At 64.9% G+C, this 18456-nt stretch carries 19 protein-coding genes, 1 tRNA gene and 1 pseudogene; 8 read left to right on the plus strand and 13 right to left on the minus strand.

The window, feature by feature from the left end; all coding sequences use genetic code 11:
* Positions 1 to 232: 232 nt before the first annotated feature.
* A tRNA-Met gene (locus ACN4E0_RS11015) sits at positions 233 to 309 on the plus strand.
* Here the strand turns inward: ACN4E0_RS11015 and ACN4E0_RS11020 are convergent.
* Positions 266 to 1804: a recombinase family protein gene (locus ACN4E0_RS11020; RefSeq protein ID WP_419567867.1), complete on the minus strand. Its 1539-nt coding sequence runs from the start codon at positions 1802 to 1804 to the stop codon at positions 266 to 268. The genes ACN4E0_RS11015 and ACN4E0_RS11020 overlap by 44 nt on opposite strands.
* Before the next feature lie 87 nt (positions 1805 to 1891).
* On the opposite strand from ACN4E0_RS11020, the gene ACN4E0_RS11025 reads away from it, so the two are divergent.
* Both ACN4E0_RS11025 and ACN4E0_RS11030 read left to right on the plus strand, forming a co-directional pair.
* Positions 1892 to 2032, plus strand: coding sequence for a hypothetical protein (locus ACN4E0_RS11025; protein ID WP_419567806.1), 141 nt, complete (start codon positions 1892 to 1894; stop codon positions 2030 to 2032).
* 396 nt (positions 2033 to 2428) lie between these two features.
* Positions 2429 to 2668 (plus strand): annotated as a pseudogene (locus ACN4E0_RS11030) (LysR substrate-binding domain-containing protein); the annotation flags it as partial.
* 131 nt (positions 2669 to 2799) lie between these two features.
* Here ACN4E0_RS11030 and ACN4E0_RS11035 read toward each other — a convergent pair.
* Positions 2800 to 3486 carry a type 1 glutamine amidotransferase domain-containing protein gene (locus ACN4E0_RS11035; RefSeq protein ID WP_419567808.1) on the minus strand — a complete coding sequence of 229 codons (687 nt, stop codon included), beginning with the start codon at positions 3484 to 3486 and terminating at the stop codon, positions 2800 to 2802.
* A gap of 250 nt (positions 3487 to 3736) precedes the next feature.
* Here ACN4E0_RS11035 and ACN4E0_RS11040 point away from each other — a divergent pair, with 250 nt between their 5' ends.
* The 4 genes from ACN4E0_RS11040 to ACN4E0_RS11055 are packed head-to-tail and all read left to right on the plus strand — an operon-like array spanning position 3737 to position 8556.
* Positions 3737 to 4369, plus strand: a complete 633-nt coding sequence (locus ACN4E0_RS11040) for a TetR/AcrR family transcriptional regulator (RefSeq protein WP_419567810.1) — start codon at positions 3737 to 3739, stop codon at positions 4367 to 4369.
* Positions 4362 to 6047 (plus strand): MFS transporter, encoded by a 1686-nt coding sequence (locus ACN4E0_RS11045; protein ID WP_419567812.1) that lies wholly within the window; start codon positions 4362 to 4364, stop codon positions 6045 to 6047. Before ACN4E0_RS11040 ends, ACN4E0_RS11045 begins: the two co-directional genes overlap by 8 nt.
* Positions 6044 to 7186: an HlyD family secretion protein gene (locus ACN4E0_RS11050; protein WP_419567814.1), complete on the plus strand. Its 1143-nt coding sequence runs from the start codon at positions 6044 to 6046 to the stop codon at positions 7184 to 7186. The genes ACN4E0_RS11045 and ACN4E0_RS11050 overlap by 4 nt, the downstream gene beginning before the upstream one ends.
* A 5-nt stretch (positions 7187 to 7191) precedes the next feature.
* Positions 7192 to 8556 (plus strand): efflux transporter outer membrane subunit, encoded by a 1365-nt coding sequence (locus ACN4E0_RS11055; RefSeq protein ID WP_419567815.1) that lies wholly within the window; start codon positions 7192 to 7194, stop codon positions 8554 to 8556.
* 487 nt (positions 8557 to 9043) lie between these two features.
* Here the strand turns inward: ACN4E0_RS11055 and ACN4E0_RS11060 are convergent, their stop codons facing one another.
* On the minus strand, positions 9044 to 9307 hold the full coding sequence (locus tag ACN4E0_RS11060; protein WP_419567817.1) for a hypothetical protein: 264 nt from the start codon (positions 9305 to 9307) through the stop codon (positions 9044 to 9046).
* A gap of 270 nt (positions 9308 to 9577) precedes the next feature.
* On the opposite strand from ACN4E0_RS11060, the gene ACN4E0_RS11065 reads away from it, so the two are divergent.
* Complete coding sequence (locus ACN4E0_RS11065; RefSeq protein WP_419567818.1) at positions 9578 to 10093, plus strand: c-type cytochrome; 516 nt, start codon at positions 9578 to 9580, stop codon at positions 10091 to 10093.
* Between the two features lie 72 nt (positions 10094 to 10165).
* Here ACN4E0_RS11065 and hemA read toward each other — a convergent pair whose 3' ends face one another.
* From hemA to bchL, 10 genes are read right to left on the minus strand one after another with little or no spacing between them, the layout of a single operon-like run.
* Complete coding sequence (hemA, locus tag ACN4E0_RS11070; protein WP_419567819.1) at positions 10166 to 11386, minus strand: 5-aminolevulinate synthase; 1221 nt, start codon at positions 11384 to 11386, stop codon at positions 10166 to 10168.
* Positions 11387 to 11402: 16 nt separating this feature from the next.
* Positions 11403 to 12191, minus strand: a complete 789-nt coding sequence (gene puhE / locus ACN4E0_RS11075; RefSeq protein ID WP_419567821.1) for a putative photosynthetic complex assembly protein PuhE — start codon at positions 12189 to 12191, stop codon at positions 11403 to 11405.
* On the minus strand, positions 12185 to 13261 hold the full coding sequence (gene acsF, locus ACN4E0_RS11080) for a magnesium-protoporphyrin IX monomethyl ester (oxidative) cyclase (protein WP_419567822.1): 1077 nt from the start codon (positions 13259 to 13261) through the stop codon (positions 12185 to 12187). The genes puhE and acsF overlap by 7 nt, the downstream gene beginning before the upstream one ends.
* A complete protein-coding gene (locus tag ACN4E0_RS11085; protein WP_419567824.1) occupies positions 13258 to 13545 on the minus strand; it encodes a hypothetical protein in 288 nt (95 codons plus the stop codon). The genes acsF and ACN4E0_RS11085 overlap by 4 nt, the downstream gene beginning before the upstream one ends.
* Positions 13542 to 14027: a photosynthetic complex assembly protein PuhC gene (puhC, locus tag ACN4E0_RS11090; RefSeq protein ID WP_419567826.1), complete on the minus strand. Its 486-nt coding sequence runs from the start codon at positions 14025 to 14027 to the stop codon at positions 13542 to 13544. Before puhC ends, ACN4E0_RS11085 begins: the two co-directional genes overlap by 4 nt.
* A complete protein-coding gene (puhB, locus tag ACN4E0_RS11095; protein ID WP_419567828.1) occupies positions 14024 to 14647 on the minus strand; it encodes a photosynthetic complex putative assembly protein PuhB in 624 nt (207 codons plus the stop codon). The genes puhC and puhB overlap by 4 nt, the downstream gene beginning before the upstream one ends.
* Positions 14644 to 15405 (minus strand): photosynthetic reaction center subunit H, encoded by a 762-nt coding sequence (puhA, locus tag ACN4E0_RS11100; protein WP_419567830.1) that lies wholly within the window; start codon positions 15403 to 15405, stop codon positions 14644 to 14646. The genes puhB and puhA overlap by 4 nt, the downstream gene beginning before the upstream one ends.
* Positions 15406 to 15426: 21 nt before the next feature.
* Positions 15427 to 16854, minus strand: coding sequence for a BCD family MFS transporter (locus tag ACN4E0_RS11105; RefSeq protein ID WP_419567831.1), 1428 nt, complete (start codon positions 16852 to 16854; stop codon positions 15427 to 15429).
* Positions 16854 to 17555, minus strand: a complete 702-nt coding sequence (gene bchM / locus ACN4E0_RS11110; protein WP_419567832.1) for a magnesium protoporphyrin IX methyltransferase — start codon at positions 17553 to 17555, stop codon at positions 16854 to 16856. Before bchM ends, ACN4E0_RS11105 begins: the two co-directional genes overlap by 1 nt.
* Complete coding sequence (gene bchL / locus ACN4E0_RS11115; RefSeq protein WP_419567833.1) at positions 17555 to 18451, minus strand: ferredoxin:protochlorophyllide reductase (ATP-dependent) iron-sulfur ATP-binding protein; 897 nt, start codon at positions 18449 to 18451, stop codon at positions 17555 to 17557. The genes bchM and bchL overlap by 1 nt, the downstream gene beginning before the upstream one ends.
* Between the last annotated feature and the right edge of the window lie 5 nt (positions 18452 to 18456).

Consider the following 18456-nt stretch of genomic DNA (forward strand, 5'->3'; position numbering starts at 1 on the left):
CCGTCGAAGCACCGCTTCGATGGGTACCCCTATAAACCCATTCACTTGTCTCAAAGGCCGCTGCCGGTGAAAACCGAGCGGCGGCTTTTGCGTCTCCGGCCTCGGTGCCGGCGATGAAGGCGCCATCGAAGTGCCCAGCACTTCGCAAGCCCGACCGGCCGCCCGAGCTTATGCGAGGGAAGCCAAGCCGACGGATGTCGGCGCCGGAGCTTGAGGCGTAACAAGAAGGTACCGCGGGGTGGAGCAGTCCGGTAGCTCGTCAGGCTCATAACCTGAAGGTCGTTGGTTCAAATCCAACCCCCGCAACCACCATTACCGAACACTCCCTCCGGACAGCCCAATCGGCGTCATTCAGCGAAGCAGCGTAGGTCGCCAAATCGACCACCTTTGCGGAGATCTCTCCCAGGAGCGCTTCGCCTGGATAAATCGTGACGCTGTGAATTAGCGCTCCGATGACCTCAACGGCCTGTAGTCGGATGGTCTCATCTTCCAGCGCAGCGCGAAGGTTTTTCACCTTAGCCTTAAACCGTTTGACGAGGACCGGGTGAGGAAGGCGCTTCACCTGGGTGCTGGCGGAGGGCTTTTTCGTTTCGAGCAGCCTCTTTTCGTCCTCCAGATCGGCGAGCATCTTGTGCAAGGTCGGGCTCGCTGAGCTGACCAGCATATTATTCGCGAGCGTCGCGATCTGTCCTTCAATTTCCTTCAACCGCGCAGCGTTTCGGATGTCATTCGTGTTCGCGCTGCGGTTTTGACGCTCGGTTTGCCTGTGGACCTCGGCAACGAAGAGTTCGATAAGCTTCGGATCCAGGAGATGGTCCTCGATGCACGAGAGTGCTGCGTCCTCGATTTCACCTCGCCGAATGGAGAGCGAATTGTGGCAGGTGCCACGCTCTCTATTCGATGCACAACGGTAGTAATCTCTGCCGGCAATTGTAAAATTCGAACCGCACGATGCGCACTTGATCAGGCCCGACATGGGATGCTTCCGGCGCCTTGATGCGACGGGGGACGAAGACGTTACCTGCGCACGACTACGCTTCTCTATCTGCGCACGTACGGCGTTCCATAGAGGTTCGTCTATGATGCGCAGATCAGGAGCATCAACTCTGACCCATTCCGACTCTTCGCGCATGCGATAGCGCCGCTCGCGAGCATCTCTATTCGGGTTCTTGCGCCATTCCCGTCGCTTCCAGATGATTTGACCTCTGTAGAGCGGGTTATTGAGGATTCCGGTATGCTTCTTCCGATTGTCCCTCACTGTGCTCGGGTTCCACTGACCCCCTCTGGGGCTTGGAATGCCTTCCTCGTTCAATCGGCTGACAATCCTGATCGCAGATAGGCCGGAAGCGAACTCTCGGAAGATCCGGCGGACGATCGCGGCTTCATCATCGTCAATTTCTCTGAGGCCTCGTATGATTGCGTCATTGGAGACTTCTCGAGAGACGCTTCGAAATCCGTAGGTCCGACCACCGGCAGCGCGGCCGGCGAGTATTGCGGCCTCCATTCCGCGGAGAGTCTTCTGTTGTAAGCTCGACAAGAACATAGAGCCTAGCAATCCAGCTACAGCGAGTTTGATCTGGTCGATCTCACCTTCGGCAACTGTGAAGAGTTGAACGTGGTCGTACGCCAGCTTTTTGCCTGCCCACGCGATGCCCTCTCCGTCACGCGCTAATCTGTCGAGAGACTCACATACGACAATGTCGATGTCACCGTCCGCAACTGAAGCCAGCAGCCGTGCAAGCCTGGTCGTTTGCGATTGTAACCTGACGTTTGGGTGTCGAGGTAAGTTCCGACCACTTCTCACTCCAGCGCGTTAACTAGAGGCATACAGGCTGTGGCCTGATCAGAATTTGAAAGTGGATTCTGCTTATCGGTAGAATGCCGACCGTAAATGGCTATTCTCGGTTTGAAACCGGGCGCATGCTTTGTGATGATCGATGCGGTCGGAGACGAAGGTGGCAAGCAGCTCTGGATGGACGTGGCGCGCAAGTTTGTGGGATTGCAGGGCAGTAATTCCGCAGCTCCGAACTGACTTCTTTGGGCCCGGCAGGAGACTGTCCGCTCATAGGAACTTGGGCCTCCGAAGCCGCCATCAGACTAGCGCCATCTATTGTAGCCATTCGAATGGGCGGTCGAGCGTTGCAAGTTTCGCCTGTCGTGTTGCCTGGGAGACGGTTCGCGCTCTGGTTTTGGCGTTGACCCCGGCGGAGCAAGCGCTTCTGCACCGCCGGGTTTCATCCTGACCGAAGCAGGCGAGAAGACGCTGGCCCTGGCCCTGGCCCTGGCCCTGGCCCTGGCCCGGTCCCGCTGGCGCGACGAGCGCGACTTCCTCGCCAGTCTCGAGGATGGGGATGCCGATAGCGGCAAGGTGGATCGGGCCTGCTCGGGCAGCTTCGCGATGCTCGTCTATCCCGGCGTGATCGGCTGGATGACCTCAGCCCCCGACCTGACGGTCGTTCTCGACGCAGGTCCCGAAGACCGGATCGTGGAAGGCGTGCTATCCGGCGCATTCGATCTCGGTGTCGTGTCCGGCGAACTCCGCCATCCGAGGCTCACCGTGGAGCGGCCGGGCGACGAGCACCTCGATCTCATCCTCCCGCACTACTGGGCGTGCCGATCCCCGACTCTCCAGGACCTGCAAGCGCTCGGCTTCATCCAGCACCCCGAGGGCGCGCGCTATGCCGACCGCGTGTTCCGCGCGAATTTCGCGGACCACTATCTCGGTCCGGAAGGGCTACGCATTCGGAGTACGGTCAACGCGATCGGTCAGATCCCCGCCCCAGTCCACTTAGGTACCGATCAGGCCTCGACAGCGAGCGCTTCGAGCAGCTTTTCGGCAGCGCGCTCGCTTGAGGGCGGGTTCTGGCCGGTGATGAGCAGGCCATCCTCCACCACATGGGTCTCGAACGGGCCGGCCTTGGAGAAGGAACCACCCTGCTCCTTGAGCACGTCTTCGAGCAGGAAGGGCACCACCTCGGTCAGGCCGACTGCCTCTTCTTCCTCGTTTGTGAAGCCGGTAACCTTGCGATCCTTGACGATCGGTACGCCGCCGGGCGCGGTCACGTTCTTGAGCACGGCAGGCGCATGGCACACCAGTGCGACCGGCTTCCCGGATTCGAGCGCACCTTCGATGATCGCCTTCGACACCGGGCTTTCGGCCAGGTCCCACAACGGGCCGTGGCCACCGGGATAGAAGACCCCGTCGAAGGCCGCGACATCCACCTCTGCCAGTTTCACGGTCGCCGCGAGCTGCGCCTGTGCCTCCTCATCCTGCTTGAACCGCTTGGTCGCATCGGTTTGCGCGTCGGGTTCGTCCGACTTGGGATCGAGCGGAGGCTGGCCGCCGGCGGGGCTGGCGAGCGTGATCTCGTGCCCGGCATCCTTGAGCACATAGAAGGGTGCGGCGAACTCCTCGAGCCAGAAGCCGGTCTTCTTGCCCGTATCGCCCAGCTCGTCGTGGCTGGTCAGAACCATCAGGATTTTCATGCTCGTCGCCTTTTGCTGCATCGGGGGGACGCGAACGCATCTGCGCACGCCTTGCAATTCGAACCGGCGACCGTCCTTTCGGTTTCGCAGAGGCGAAATTTGTGCGCTGCGGAACCGTTCGGCATCCCGCGGTTATCCTGCAGTAAGGGTCGCGCCTTGCCGCGGGGACGAGCGCCAGCTTGGACGAATATTCAACAACTATTGAATATTGGAAGGACGGCCCCATCTCGCTGCTTTCGAGGAGCGGCAGATGACCCAGCGACGCGGCCGCGGACGGCCGAAGCACACCGATAGCGATACCGGCGCCGCGATCGCCGGCGCCGCGCTGCAGTGCTTCGCCGCGCAGGGCTACGAAGCGACCTCGCTGCGCGAAGTCGCAGCGGACGCTGGGGTCGATGTCGCGCTCATTTCCTATCGTTACGGCGGGAAGAGCGGGCTCTGGCAATCCATCGTATCGCAGGCGGCCTGCGATTTGCGCGAAGCGCTCGAAGAAGCGCTCGCCGCCACGAGCGACCACCCCGCGATCGAGCGCCTGCGCCATTCGATGAAGGCTTTCCTCGCCTATCTCCTGGAGCGCCCCGAAGTCCCCCGCCTGCTGCTGCGCGACATCACCATCGACACCGAGCGCTCGCAATGGCTGCTCGACGAATTGTCGCTGCCCCTGCACCGGCACTTCAACGAGCTCGCGCAGGAGGCTGCCAGCGACTGCCCGGCCACACCGGCACACCTCGATTTCCGGGTGGCGAATTTCATCTATTCCGCGGCCAGCACGGTGGCCCGGCGCGAGCGGCTGGCGAGGCTGGTCGACGACATCGCCGAGGAAGACCAATTCTCCGCGGCCCTCGAAACCGTGCTGATCGAAGGAGCCCTGCGAGATGGCTGAGCGCCAGGTCCTGATCGATGAAGCCGCCGGTTACCGGTTCAAGCCGCACGAGATGCCGATCCTGCCGGGATCGCCGGCCAATCCCGATCACCCGCCCGCAAGGCGCGCAGCCTATCTCGGCATCGGCATATTGCTCGGTCTGATCGGTGGCGCGCAGAACGGCTTCCTGCTGGCGAACACCGGCGCCCTGCAGGCGGAATTCGCGCTCACCCCGGTCGAGGCCGGCTGGCTGACGGTCGCCTTCTATTCGACCTATGCCTGCATGAGCATGCTGCTGTTCCGCGTGCGGCAGGAATTTGGCATCCAGCCCTTCGTCCGCTGGGCGATGGCGAGCCTCGTCGCGGCCAATTTCATCCAGATGATCGGGCCCGGATATTATCCCGAGCTCGCGGCACGGGCGGTTGCGGGGATCACGGCCAGCGGGTTGTCGGCGCTGTCGATCTACTACCTCATGCAGGGCCTTCCCGCCGCCATGCGCGTGGGCGGCCTGGTAATCTCGCTGGGGCTGGTGCAGATCGCCTTTCCCCTCACCCGCGCGCTTTCGCCCGCGCTGCTGGTCGATGGCGACATCACCCGCGTGTTCCAGTTCCAGTTCGCGCTGTCGCTGCTGGGCTTCGGGCTGGTCTATCTGCTGCGCCTTCCACCGGGCATCCGGAAGAAGACCTTCGAGCCGCTCGACATCCTCAGCATCGCGCTGTTCATCGTCGGCGTCGGCGCCCTGTGCGCCTTCCTGATCCAGGGCCGCATCCAATGGTGGGACACGCCGTGGCTCGGGCTCGCGCTGGCAATCGCAGTGGTCGGCCTGGGCGGGTGCTTCCTGATCGAGGCGAACCGCAAGGGCCCGATGCTGGACCTCAGCTGGCTGTCCAGCCGGGCAATCCTGAGCCTTGCCATCATCGGCGCGACGGTCCGCATCCTGGTGGCCGAACAGGGCTTCGGGGCCAGCGGGATGTTCGCCGCGCTGGGCTACGGCAACCAGCAGCTGACCGGCTATTTCTGGATTCTGGCGGGGGCGACCTGCGGCGGGATGGTGCTGTCGGTCGTCCGGCTCGACCCCAAGGACCTCACCCGCCCGGTGCTGGCTGCCGTGCTGGTGATCTGCATTGCCGCCTTCGCCGACACGCGAACCGGGGTGATGACGCGGCCGCAGGACCTCTACCTCACACAGGCCGCCATCGCCTTCGCCGCCGTCTTCGCCATGGGACCGATCATGATGGAAGGGATGCTGCGCGCGCTCGCGGCGGGGCAGAGCTATGTGATCAGCTTCATCGCCGTCTTCTCGCTGTCGCAATCGCTGGGCGGGCTGGCCGGCATCTCCCTGCTCTCCGCCTTTCACACCGTGCGGCTCAAGACCCATCTGATCGACGCCGGGAACACGCTGACGCTCGGCAACGCGCCGCTGGCACAGGCGCTGGCGAATGCCGCCCGCCGCGCCGCGCCGCTGCAGCCCGATGCGGCCCTGCGCCAGCAGGCGGCGGCAGCGTCCATCTCGCAGGAAGTCGGGCGCGAAGCGGCCGTACTCGCCTTCAACGACGTCTTCTTCCTCATCGGCACGCTCGCCGCGGTGACCTTCGCGGTGCTCTTCGCCGGCTGGCTGACCAACAAGATCCGCGGGCGCAACCCGCTCGCCAAGGAACTGGCCTTCCTCGAGGCCATGCTCGCAAGGACCCGACAATGAACGATAGCATCTCCACCACGGCCGAAAATCCCGAGACCGTGACGGCGGAACCGGACGGGACCGAGATCGAAACCGAGACCCAGACCGAAACCGCAGGCGGCTGGTCGCCCAACCCCTCGCGCCGCCGGATCGGCGTGGCCGTCCTGCTCATCCTCGCGGGCGTGCTCGCGGCGCTCTACGCCTGGGGCTTGCCGCCCTTCGACAGCGGCAAGGAAACGACGAACAACGCCTATGTGCGCGGGCGCACCACCATCGTCAGCCCGCAGGTCGCCGGCTATCTGGTCGAGGTTCCGGTGACGGATTTCCAGAGGGTCGAAGAAGGGGACCTCCTCGCCCGGATCGACGACGCCCCGTTTCGGGAGAAGGTCGAGCAGGGTGCGGCCAATACTGCCGCCCAGCAGGCCACGCTCGCCAACAGCGCGCAGAGCCTGCGTTCGGCAAGGGCGCAGCTCGAACTGCAGGATGCCGCAGTCGCCAGCGCCCGCGCCGGACTTCAGAAGGCGCAGGCGGACATGAACCGGATCGCCGAACTGGTGGACGAGGGATCGGTATCGCTGCGCGAGCGCGATCAGGCCCGTGCCGCGCTGCAGCAGACGCAGGCCGGCGTAAGGCAGGCCCAGGCCCAACGCGCCATCGCTGCGGAAAACGTCCGCTCCGTGACCGTCGGCAGGGGCGCGCTCGAAGCCCAGGTCGCGGGCGCCGAAGCATCGAAAGGCCTCGCCGAATTCGAACTCTCGAAAACCGAGATCCGCGCGCCGCGCTCGGGCCGGCTGAGCGAGGTGACCGCCCGCGTCGGCCAGCTGGTCAGTGCGGGGACGCAGCTCATGTACATCGTCCCCGACGATCTCTGGGTGGTCGCTAACTTCAAGGAAACGCAGACGTCCAGGATGGCGGTCGGCCAGCGGGCCACACTCGAGATCGATGCGCTCGGCGGGGTCGAGCTCGCCGGCAAGGTGCAAAGCATCGCGCCCGCCGCCAGCAGCGAGTTCAGCCTGGTCAAGCCCGACACGGGGGCGGGCAATTTCGTCAAGGTGCCCCAGCGGATCGCCGTCCGCATCGTACTCGATCCGGGGCAGGAGGCGGCCAGGCGATTGGGGCCGGGCATGTCGGTCGTCGCGACGGTGCACACGAGGGATTGATGACCATGCGCAGCTCGCTCCTCATCGCCGCGACCTCGGCCCTGGCCCTGTCCGCCTGCGTACCTACGCTCCAGGACGCTCCCGTCGGCGCAGCCGTCGCTCCGCCTGTGGAATGGCGCACGCAACTGGCCACGACCGCGCCGGTCGAGGCGCAGTGGTGGGCGAGTTTCGGCGACCCCCAGCTGACCCGGCTGGTCGAACAGGCACGGCTCAACAACCCCGATGTCCGCATCGCCGCAGCCAAGGTCGAGGAAGCGCGTGCCACCGAACAGGGCTCGCGCGGCTATCTCCTCCCCTCGCTCGGCGCAGGTGTCGAGGGTGGCGTGAGGCGCGAGGTTTCGCCCTTCGGGCAGGCGCAGGAATCGGTCGTTGCCCGGCCTGCCTTCCGCGCATCCTACGAGGTCGACCTGTTCGGCAAGAACGCCGCCCGCGTCGATGCCGCCGAAGCCGGTGTCGCAGCGAGCGCCGCGGGCGAGGAAGCCGCCCGGCTGGCGGTAACCGCCGCGACGGCCAGCGGCTACATCACGCTGCTGGCACTGGATGCGCGGCTGACGGTGCTCGAGGAAACGCTGGCTTCCAGGCAGGAGGCGGTCAAGTTCGCCCGCGATCGGGCGGAGGTGGGTTATACTTCGCAGCTGCCCCTGCGCCAGGCGGAGGCCGAATATCAGGCCACGGCGCAGCTGGTGCCGCAGCTGAAAGCGCAGATCGCGCGGCAGGAGAACGCCCTCTCGACCCTGATGGGGGAATTGCCCGGCAGCATCGAGCGAGGAGGCACGCTGGCCGATCTGAAGACGCCAGCACCTTCGGCGACCCTGCCTTCCGAATTGCTGCGCCGGAGGCCCGACATCGCCGCCGCCGAATATCGGATCGCAGCGGCCGACGCCAAGATGCGCGTGGCGCGCGCCGACTTCCTGCCCTCGCTGGACCTCGGGGCGAGCGCGGGCCTCGTCCTGTCCGACCTCCTCGCCGACCCGATCGGAATCTGGTCGCTGGGCGGGAGCATCCTCGCGCCGATCTTCCAGGGCGGGCGGCTGCAGGCGCAACTGGACGGGGCAACCGCCCAGCGCGACCAGGCGGCCTGGGCCTATCGCTCGACCGTGCTCACCGCCTTTCGCGAGGTCGAGGATCGCATGGCGGTGCTGGCCAATCTAGGCGACCAGGCGGCCGCGTTGCAGGCGCAGCGTGCCGCGGTCGCCGATGCGCTGCGCCATGCGCGCAACCGCTACCGCGCCGGCTACACCCCCTATATCGAACAGGTCGATGCCCAGCGCGCGCTGCTCGGCGTCGAACTGTCGCAGATCCAGACCAGGGCCGACGAACTGACGACGCTGGTGGACCTCTACCAGGCTGTGGGCGGGGCACCGGAATGAAAAATGAGGGCATGCTGGTGTTTGACTGAGAACGGCTGCTTTCCACCGATCATTTAATTGCCGAAGCAATGCTGCCGGTCCGCTTTTAGGGATTCTCTGAGTGAGCTCGAACGTCCGAAATGAGGGCGCGTTGCTGACTGACGGTTTTGGGGCCCATCTCGGTCGTAACAGCCATCAGGCTATCGAATTTCTCGTTGTAGCTGTTCACTGAAGCCCCCTTCAGTCTCTCAAGCTCCAATCAAAATGCTTGGCCGGCGCCGGGCTTGTTTGGACTTCAAGTCACCTTTGACCGCGATAACTCGCAAGCAAGTCGATCATATCTCTGTCGGGCTCCGCGCGACAGTCTCGTCGATCCCGGTCGATTGGCGCTACATCTGTGACACGTGCTGAGGTGCGGTTGTAATAATGAGCCTGAACCGGGTCCTCGATGAAAAGCCATGCGCGAGCAGCGATCATATCGCGTCGCCAAGCGTCGTCATTTCAAACCCTAGCAACACGGCAGTCCGCTGGATTGCAGTTCAGGTCCGGGGTCCGGGAAAGAAACCATGGCCGATTTGCCGATCGGCTTCTGGAGCGAGCGAGCCCGAAGCTCGGTTGCTGTCAGCGGCAACGGATCGATGGGGCGGAGTCGGCGAATTTCGGATTCCAGGAAAATTGCGTAGACTTGCGACGACTGAAGCTGGATGCGCAGCGTCACTTCCGAACGCGGAAGATCGGGCTTCTTGGCGACTCCGGCGGTCTCACCAAACATGCTTCCGGCGTGAGGAATTTTGACCGCACTGACGGCAATGGACGCTGGCGATGCCCTACATTTGCGGTCTCAAATCTGCAGCTTGAGGCGACTCGCAGTTTCCTTCACACCGGACGGGAGGGGTATCGGACTAGAACTCGACCAGTTCCGAGAAAATTTCACCATCGGGAGGACACCATTTCGCGTCGTGAGTGTTTCTAGGTTGGGCGGAGTCTATTTTTGTCCCGAAAACCGGGCTTCTTCGCCGCCCCGAGGGGAAAGGGAAAGGCTATGAACGGCATTTTATCGAGAATGGGAATGATTGCATCGGTCGCATTGCTCTCCGCTTGTGGGGGAGGCAACAGCGAGCCTGCCGCAGAGCAGGAAACGACTGCAGCGAGCACGGAAGCAGCGACCGCACCAGCGCCGGCCCCCGTAGAGGCAGCGCCCGGACCTGATGAAACCGATACCCTCGACGGGACCACATTGGCCTCGATGACCGCCGACGCAACGCATGGCGGACAGGTCTTTATCCAATGCAAGTCGTGCCATGCACTGGAAGCTGGCGTAAACAAGATCGGCCCCTCACTGGCCGGTGTCGTCGGCCGCACTGCAGGAACGGTGGAAGGCTATACCTACAGCGATGCCAACAAAAACAGCGGCATCACCTGGACGAAGGAAAAGCTCTACCAGTATCTCGAAAAGCCCCAGCGGGTCGTACCAGGCACGAAGATGGCGTTTGCCGGCTTGCCCAAGGGGCAGGACCGGGCAGACGTGATCGCCTATCTCGAAACGGGCGGGCAGTAAGTCATCCTGCGATGGCAGATGAGGGCGCGGGCACGCAGCCCGCGCCTTCCATTGCTGGCCAGAGGAAAGGGCTCAGGCCGCGATCGCGCCCCGCGCCAGTTCGCATTGCGACCAGATATCGCTCAGCGCATGGATGAGCCGGTCGATATCGCCATCGGTGTGCACGGGAGACGGCGTGATCCGCAGCCGTTCGGTGCCGCGCGGCACGGTCGGGTAATTGATCGGCTGTACATAGATGCCGTGGTTGTCCATCAGCCAGTCGCTGATCATCTTGCACTTGCGCGCATCGCAGACCATCACCGGGATGATGTGGCTGGGGTTTGGCAGGTGCGGGATACCGAGCGCATCGAGCCGGCGTCGGACTGTCGCCACCCGGTCGCGCTGCAGCATGCGTTCGCGCTCACTGTCCTTGAGATGTCTGATACTCGCGCAGGCGCCCGCCGCCACCGCGGGGGGCAGGGCGGTGGAGAAGATGAACCCGCTGGCGAAGCTGCGCACGAAATCGACGAGATCGGCCGATGCGGCGATATAGCCGCCCATGACCCCGAAGGCCTTGCCCAACGTTCCCTCGATCACCGTGATGCGGTCCATTAGCCTTTCCTGCTCGGCCACGCCGCCGCCGCGCGGACCGTAGAGCCCGACCGCATGGACCTCGTCGATATAGGACATGGCGCCATGCTTCTCGCAGACGTCGAGGATCTCGGCGATCGGGGCGATGTCGCCATCCATCGAGTAGACGCTTTCGAAGGCGACCAGCTTGGGCACTTCAGGGCCGAAGTCGGCGAGCTTGCGGTCGAGATCCTCGGGGTCATTGTGCGCCCAGATCTTGTAAGGCGCACGGCTGTGGCGAATGCCTTCGATCATCGAGGCGTGATTGAGCGCGTCGGAGAACACAACGCAGCCGGGAATCTTCGCTGCCAGCGTGCCGAGCCCCGCCCAGTTCGATACGTAACCGCTGGTGAAGAGCAGTGCCGCGTCCTTGCCATGCAGATCGGCCAGCTCGCGTTCCAAGAGAACGTGGTGGTGGTTGGTGCCGGATATGTTGCGCGTGCCTCCGGCTCCAGCGCCACATTCGTCGAGGACGCGGTGCATGGCCTCTATCACGACCGGATGCTGGCCCATTCCGAGATAGTCGTTCGAGCACCAGACGGTCACGTCGGACGTCGCTTCGCCGACATAGCGGGTGGCGTGCGGAAAGCGGCCGCGATGGCGTTCGATCTCGGTAAACACGCGGTAGCGGCCCTCTTCGCGCACCGCATCGAGTTCTCCCTTGAAAAAGGCGTCGAAATCCATGCCCTCTATCCTTCTCTCATGATCCCAGAGTTTCGCGGGTGCGGGACCGCAAGGCCCATCCCCACAGCGCCCCGTCGCGTAGCGGCAGGGCAAGAAACAGGTGCTCGAGAGCGCCGAGCGCGGCGAGAGCGAACAACAGGCTGCCGCCGACCGCTTCTGCGGTAGCGGGCTTTGCCGCGCTCGCCACGCCGCCCAGCCATATGGCGAGCGCAAAGCTGAAAAGGATTGCCACGCCCAGCATTGCGCTGAAGCGCCGCGATCCGAAATAGCTCTTCAGGTAGCCCAGGTGCTGCGGCATGATCTCGGTGCTCATGTTCGGCACGCCGGCGAAGATCGCCAGCTTGGTGCTGAGGCGCAGGACGAAGAGCAGGGCGAAGACCATTGCGGCCACCTGGTTGGGCGCGTTCCAGCTGAGCGAAACCAGCAGGACCGCGGTGACCGCGAGCGCGATTTCGTGCCAGGCCATGGCTGCGCTGGCGTGCGAGAACCGCTGCCAGCCTGACGCGCCTTCGGGACAAGGCTCGCGTCGTGGCCCTGTGATGGCGCCGGTCAGGAATCCGATCTCGTGCCACGCCCAGATCAGGATGGCTCCGGCAAAGGCCCAGTAGACCCCGGCAATGGTCGCCGAACCCATCGAGATCGCAACGATCACGAGACCCGAGACGCCCGCGAGGCCCGCACACACGAGACTGCGCGGGAAGGTAGCGCGTTCGCGATTGTCGAGCCACGCGATGAGGCCTGTGGCGAGAAACCACATCGCGATGGTCGCGATGACCGGGAGGATATGGCCCGACCAGCTCACCATGCAGGCTGCAATCGGATGGTGTCGGGCAGGGGGTTGGGCTTGACCCGGTGGAAATACATGCGCGCAAACGCCCAGCCGGCACCCGCCATGCCGCCGGCACGCATCAGCGCTCCCGAAAGCCCGCCGCGCGCCTTGCCCGCCTCGATCCGCCGGGTGGCCCGCAACAGCGCGTCCATCTTGGCGCGAAAGGCTGGATCGTCGATGTCGAGTTCGACCGGGAAGACCTGGCGGCTGATCTGGTTGCAGATCGCGAACACCTGATAGTCGTATTCGGTCGGATCGACGCCCAGCGCTCGGTGGAACACCGGGCGACCGTGATCGCGGACATACATCGTCGCGTAGACCGATAGCAGGAAAAAGCGGACCCAGAGCTTGTTGTGGCCCCGCAGCAATTTGGGGTGGGCGCGCATCAGCATGGCGAAAGCCTCGCCGTGGCGGAACTCGTCGTTGCACCACTCCTCGAACCACTCGAAAATCGGGTGGAAGCGCTGGTCGGGGTTGCGCGCCAGGTGGCGGTAGATCGAAATGTACCGCGCGTATCCGATCTTCTCCGACAGGTAGACGGCGTACCAGATGAACTTCGGTTTGAAATAGGTGTACTTCTTGGTCCGCGTGAGGAAGCCCAGGTCGATCCCGATCCCGGCATCCTTGAGCGTTTCGTTGATGAAACCGGCGTGGCGGCTCTCGTCGCGCGCCAGCAGCTTGAACAGCTGCTTCACATCGGGGTTCTTGGTCCGCTTGGCGATCTCGGCGTAGAGAATGCAGCCGGAGAATTCGGCAGTGAGCGAGCTGACGAGAAAGTCGATGAATTCGGCGCGCAGCTCCGGATCTAGGCTTTCGATGACGCCGTCGAAGCTGGCATCGCGCTTGAAGTGGCGCTTGTTGCGATCCTCCAGCAACTCCTCGATCAGCGCATCCCATTCCCGCCGGACGAGCGAAACGTCGATCGCGTCGAGCGCCTTGAAATCGGTGGTGTAGAAGCGCGGGCTCAGCACGGTTTCGTGCGTCGCCATGGCCATGGTGTCGGGCGCGGCGTCGGTCCGGGCGTTGATCGGGGTGTGGGCGTTCATTTCAGGCTCCCGGGGCTGAAGCTAACTTCATAGAGTTCGGCGAGGTCGAGATAAGCGGCGAGCTTGGTCCAGCCGCGCAGCAATGGGCCGGCCCGCGTCACCGTGGCGGTCCGTTCGAAGACGGCGCTCTGCCCGAAGGCGACCCGCATGGGTGCGCCGTGAACGCGCACGCGGTCGCCGGGGTGGATGGCGATGTCGCCATCGAGCTCGACATGGGCATGGAAATGCGCTTCGCTCTGCTCGATCGAGATTCGGCAGGGGACATCGATGCGACGCGCGCTCATGAGCGGCTCCTTTCGGGGAGCAGAACGAGGAAGGCGTCGCGATTGTCGGCTCCGAACCCCCCGAGATCGACCAGGCGCCCGGTCCCCTCGTCGCGCAACGACAGCGAGCCGTCGCGCCACAGGGTCAGGGTGAAGGGAGGTCCTTCGCCGATCCCGCTCATATGCCGCTCGCGGGCAAGGCCGCGCAGCACGCCGCGAATGAAGCCGCCTTGGTCGCCCCCCGCCACTACCGTGGACACCGGAACACCGCTGGTCGCGTCGGTGATGAGGACCGATCCGTCCGGCCGGTCGGCAAAGCGAAGGCTCCGGCTGGTTACGGGCGCAACATTCGCCGTCGCGCGTTCGACGGCTGGAACGGCACTCCGGTCCACCCAGCCGAGCTTGACCGTAGCGGTCATGGCGAGCGCGAAAACCACGAGCGCCCCGGCAGCGACCAGCGCCGGCGTGGGTACGGTTTCCTCGTGGCTATGCGCGTGGCTCATGCGGGGACCTCCCGGCTGGGCAGAGTCGCCGATTTTCGTGCGGGCATCTCCTCGCGGCTGACCCGCGTGATCGCGGCGCAGGCCAGTGCGAGAATGTCGGCGACCGCCTTCGCCTCAGGCACTGCGCGCAGCATCGGCTCGGCCCGCGAAAAGCGGAACGGGCGGGCATGCGGCCAGAGCATCGCGTAGCCGAGGCCGTGCGGGGCAGTAGGGACCAGTGCAATATCGCCGAAGCCTGCTCCCTGTTCGCGCAGCTCGGCAGAACCGATCAGGGCGAGCGGCAGGTTGACGCAGGTGTTGAGCGCGACGCCGATACGCAAGACGACCCTGCGGTTGGTGATCGTATAGACCGTCGTGCGGGCGACCATGACCGCGAACAGCGACAGGAGGCCAAAGATCGCGCTCGCCGAAACGACCGCCGCCAGCATTCCGCCCATGCTGCCGCCGACCGCCGCGACGGCAGCGATGAGCGCGAAGTAGAGGCCGATCCAGCGGGTGTGGAGGGCACTACGGGCAAAGGTGCGCCAGTCCGGCGCGCCTTGCCAGAGGATCCGCTCTCCCGGCGGGAGGTCCCCCGGCAGGCCGCGAATCGGCTCGTGCTCGTATTCGGTCGGGTTCACAGCCACGGCTCCTGCCGATCGGCATTGGCGTAGAGGTAACCACCGCCGAAGTAGGCGACGACTCGCTCTTCCTCGTAGCGCGTGATCTCGGCGGCTCCGGCCGGCATGGGGGCGCCGGCGAAGTCGGCGGCATTGATCGCGTCGATCGATACGTGGTCACGGCGGATGAGCGCCATGGCCATCGGGGCGAGGACGGTTCCCGCTCCGGTATCGACCGCAAGGTAACGGATGATGTGCTCGGCCCGGTCCACCCACAGGTCGGTGACCGTGCCCGCCACCTTGCCGTCCGCGCCGACAACCTTGAGCCCGCGCGGGTCAATGCTGGCGGGGGCGACGGTGATCGCCGCGTCGCTCGACAGAGGGACGATGCGCGGATTGCCGTGCGCATCGATGTCGGGCCAGTTGGCGCGCGCCGCAAAGGCCGCCGGACCGACCCCGTCGGTCAAGGGGTTGCCGGTCGGCGAATAGGGCGCGCCGCCGAAATTCTCGCGTCGCCTGGCGGCAATGTTCACCGGCTCGCGACCCTTGGTCGGGGCCGTCACGGTGCCTTTGCCGAAGGGCAACAGGAAAGACTTGGTCGTGGACGTATGCAGTGGACCGCCCGCGCTTTCGATGGCTCCCGTGAGTTCGTCCTCGAGCGGATAGCCCTCGCGGCGGTCCTCGCGTCGCAGCCAGAAGATCAGGGCGATGAAGAACAGGACGAAGGCGTAGAGCGCCAGCTCTGCGACATCGATGAATCCGACGATATTACCGCTCATTGCACATTCCTTCCCGAAGGGTCAGGTGGGAAACTCTGTCAGCCCGAAACGGGCGGCATTCTGCTCCGGCACGTGATTTCGGTCGCGCCCGACCAGTGGTCCGGCCACGACGAGCGTCGCCAGCAAAAGGATGATTTCGACGAGGTAGACGGTGGTATATCCGGTCGCCCGGTCGGCCAGCGTCGCTCCGAGCCCGTCGGCGACGGCCAGGCGCGAGACCAGGTCGCGCATGATGCCGCCCAAGGCGATGGCGAGACCCGCACAGCTGGCCTGAACCGCACCCCAGGCGCCAAGGGCGATGCCGCTCGTGCCACCCTGTGCCAGCGCCATCGCAGCAAGCAATGTGCCGACGGAGAACAGGCCACCGCCAAAGCCAATGGTCGCCGCACCGATTGCCAACAGCGTGGGCGATCCAAACGGGGCAGCGAAGATCACCAGCAGGAAAGCCGCAATGCCCGTAGCGACACCGGAACCGGCGATGCGCATCGGGTCCGTGCCCCGGTCGAGCTTCCGCACGGTAAGGGCAAAACCTGTGAGGGTGCCGAACGCCCATGCCGCGGTGAGCCCGGTCGTCGCACCGACCGAAAGGCCAAGAATCTCTCCGCCATAAGGTTCTAGCAAGGCGTCCTGCATGGCGAAGGCCGCCGCGCCGAGGCCGATGGCCACGAGCAGGCGGCGGGTCTGGCGCTCCGCGGTAAAATGCTGCCAGACTTCGGCAAACGGCGGGCGGGGCGTATCTTGCGCGACCACCGCCGCGCTGCGTGCCTCCTGCTTCCACAGGGCGGTGACATTGAGCGCCAATGTCAGCACGGCAGCGCCCTGAATGACCTGCACCAGCCGGGTCGGGGAAAACTCGAGCAGCAGCGAGCCGACAACGAGAGCGGACAGCATCATCCCGGCGAGCAGCATGACATAGAGCAGCGCCACGGCGCGCGGCCGCTTGTCTTCGGGCGCGATATCGGTCGCAAGGGCCAGGCCTGCCGTCTGGGTTGTGTGCAGCCCCGCACCGGCCAAGAGGAACGCTAGCGCACTGGCGCACAGGCCGAGGGCAAAGTCTCCCTCGCGGCCCAGCAGCAGCAGGGCGAAGGGCATGATGGCCAGCCCGCCGAACTGCATCATCGTACCCAGCCAGATGTAGGGGACTCGCCGCCAGCCGAGCACCGAGCGGTGGGTATCCGAGCGATGGCCGATAAGCGCCCTGAACGGCGCGAACAGCAGGGGCAGGGCGATCAGGAGCGCGACCAGCCAGGCAGGCGTGCCGAGTTCCACGATCATGACCCGGTTGAGCGTGCCGTTGAGCAGCACCATGGTCATGCCCACGCTCACCTGGAACAGCGCGAGCCGCAGCAGGCGGGAGAGCGGAAGGTGATCGCCCGCCGCATCGGCGAACGGCAGCCAGGTCAGCGCGACCCTGCTCCAGTTCGACGAAAGGCGGGCGATCCGGGTCATCAGCGTCGCACCAGTTCCATGGCCTGCGAGGTGTAGAAGCCGCTCGAGACCCGCTCGGTCCGGCCGATCCGCCACTCGTGCAGGCGCGCGAGCTGCGCGCACAGTTGGGCTTCCGCGATCGGGACGATCGCAGGCGAGCGATTGCCTCGCGGGAACAGCTTGCCGACGCCGTGCATCGCGCCGAGCAGCGGTGTGTGCGGGGCAAAGGTGAACAGCATCGATCCGTGGCAACGTCTGCCGAGCCGCTCGAGCGTCGCGACCATGTCCTCGGCGCGGTAGTGAATAAGCGAGTCCATCGCGACGACATGGTCGAACTCGCCCAGCGAGGGATCGAGCATGTCGCCGACCTGCCAATCGATCCGCCCATGGCCGAGGAAAGTTGGCGCGCGATCGCGACCGATCTCGACCAGCCCGGCAGCAATGTCGACCGCAAGCACCTGCGCGCCGCGACAGGCGGCATCGATGCTCAGCGCCCCGGTGCCACAGCCTGCGTCCAGCACGCGGTTGCGGCGCAAGTCGTCGGGCAGCCAGTTCAGCAGGAGACCGCGCATCTGGTCGCGGCCGGCGCGAACCGTTGCTCGTATCCCTCCGACCTTGGCGTCGGATGTCAGGTCGATCCACGCCTTCTGCGCCGTACCGTCGAAATAGGCGGCAAGCTTCTCGCGCTGCGTGTCGTATCGGGTGGGTGCGTGTGTAGCCATCATTCAAATCCCAGGAAGTCGAAGATGTCGCGATCCTTCATCGGATGCGCCTCGAGCGGATCGACGCCGTCCCACAGCATTTGCGCAAGCCGCAGATATTCCTGCTGCGCCGCGATGACCTCGGGGCTGTCCTCCATCTCGAACAGCGTGCATTTCTTGAGCCGGCTGCGGCGGATCGCGTCGAGATCGCGGAAATGGGCGAGCCGCTTCATCCCGATCGCGTCGCTGAAGCGGTCGATCTCGTCGGTCGCGGCAGAGCGGTTGGCGATCACGCCCGCCAGCCGGACTTCGTAGTTCTTGGCCTTCGCGCCGATCGCGGCAACGATGCGGTTCATCGCGAAGATGCTGTCGAAATCATTGGCGGCGACCACCAGCGCGCGCTCGGCATGCTGCAAGGGTGCGGCAAAGCCGCCGCAGACCACGTCGCCCAGCACGTCGAAGATCACCACGTCGGTGTCTTCCAGCAGGTGGTGCTGCTTGAGCAGCTTGACCGTCTGGCCGACGACGTAGCCCCCGCAGCCCGTGCCCGCCGGCGGGCCGCCCGCCTCGACGCACATCACCCCGTTGTAGCCCTCGAACATATAGTCCTCGGGCCGCAGTTCCTCGCTGTGGAATTCGACCGTTTCGAGCACGTCGATCACCGTGGGCATCAGCTTCTTGGTGAGCGTGAAGGTGGAATCGTGCTTGGGGTCGCAGCCGATCTGCAGCACCCGGTGGCCGAGCTTGCTGAACGCTGCCGAGAGGTTGGAAGAGGTCGTGGACTTGCCGATCCCGCCCTTGCCGTAGACGGCGAAGACCTTGGCGCCCTTGATCGCGTCGCGCGGGTCGAGCGCAACCTGGACCGAGCCCTCTCCGTCGGGGGGCGAGAATTTCGCTCGGGGGTCGATCAGATTCATTTCCG

Origin of the sequence: Qipengyuania sp., from assembly GCF_048550555.1 — a bacterium.
Classification (GTDB): domain Bacteria; phylum Pseudomonadota; class Alphaproteobacteria; order Sphingomonadales; family Sphingomonadaceae; genus Qipengyuania.

Coding starts and splice junctions, on each gene's coding strand:
- ACN4E0_RS11025 (WP_419567806.1), top strand. CDS start 1,892: ATGGCTATTCTCGGTTTGAAACCGGGCGCATGCTTTGTGATGATCGAT.
- ACN4E0_RS11035 (WP_419567808.1), bottom strand. CDS start 3,486: ATGAAAATCCTGATGGTTCTGACCAGCCACGACGAGCTGGGCGATACG.
- ACN4E0_RS11040 (WP_419567810.1), top strand. CDS start 3,737: ATGACCCAGCGACGCGGCCGCGGACGGCCGAAGCACACCGATAGCGAT.
- ACN4E0_RS11045 (WP_419567812.1), top strand. CDS start 4,362: ATGGCTGAGCGCCAGGTCCTGATCGATGAAGCCGCCGGTTACCGGTTC.
- ACN4E0_RS11050 (WP_419567814.1), top strand. CDS start 6,044: ATGAACGATAGCATCTCCACCACGGCCGAAAATCCCGAGACCGTGACG.
- ACN4E0_RS11055 (WP_419567815.1), top strand. CDS start 7,192: ATGCGCAGCTCGCTCCTCATCGCCGCGACCTCGGCCCTGGCCCTGTCC.
- ACN4E0_RS11060 (WP_419567817.1), bottom strand. CDS start 9,307: ATGTTTGGTGAGACCGCCGGAGTCGCCAAGAAGCCCGATCTTCCGCGT.
- ACN4E0_RS11065 (WP_419567818.1), top strand. CDS start 9,578: ATGAACGGCATTTTATCGAGAATGGGAATGATTGCATCGGTCGCATTG.
- hemA (WP_419567819.1), bottom strand. CDS start 11,386: ATGGATTTCGACGCCTTTTTCAAGGGAGAACTCGATGCGGTGCGCGAA.
- puhE (WP_419567821.1), bottom strand. CDS start 12,191: ATGGTGAGCTGGTCGGGCCATATCCTCCCGGTCATCGCGACCATCGCG.
- acsF (WP_419567822.1), bottom strand. CDS start 13,261: ATGAACGCCCACACCCCGATCAACGCCCGGACCGACGCCGCGCCCGAC.
- ACN4E0_RS11085 (WP_419567824.1), bottom strand. CDS start 13,545: ATGAGCGCGCGTCGCATCGATGTCCCCTGCCGAATCTCGATCGAGCAG.
- puhC (WP_419567826.1), bottom strand. CDS start 14,027: ATGAGCCACGCGCATAGCCACGAGGAAACCGTACCCACGCCGGCGCTG.
- puhA (WP_419567830.1), bottom strand. CDS start 15,405: ATGAGCGGTAATATCGTCGGATTCATCGATGTCGCAGAGCTGGCGCTC.
- ACN4E0_RS11105 (WP_419567831.1), bottom strand. CDS start 16,854: ATGACCCGGATCGCCCGCCTTTCGTCGAACTGGAGCAGGGTCGCGCTG.
- bchM (WP_419567832.1), bottom strand. CDS start 17,555: ATGGCTACACACGCACCCACCCGATACGACACGCAGCGCGAGAAGCTT.
- bchL (WP_419567833.1), bottom strand. CDS start 18,451: ATGAATCTGATCGACCCCCGAGCGAAATTCTCGCCCCCCGACGGAGAG.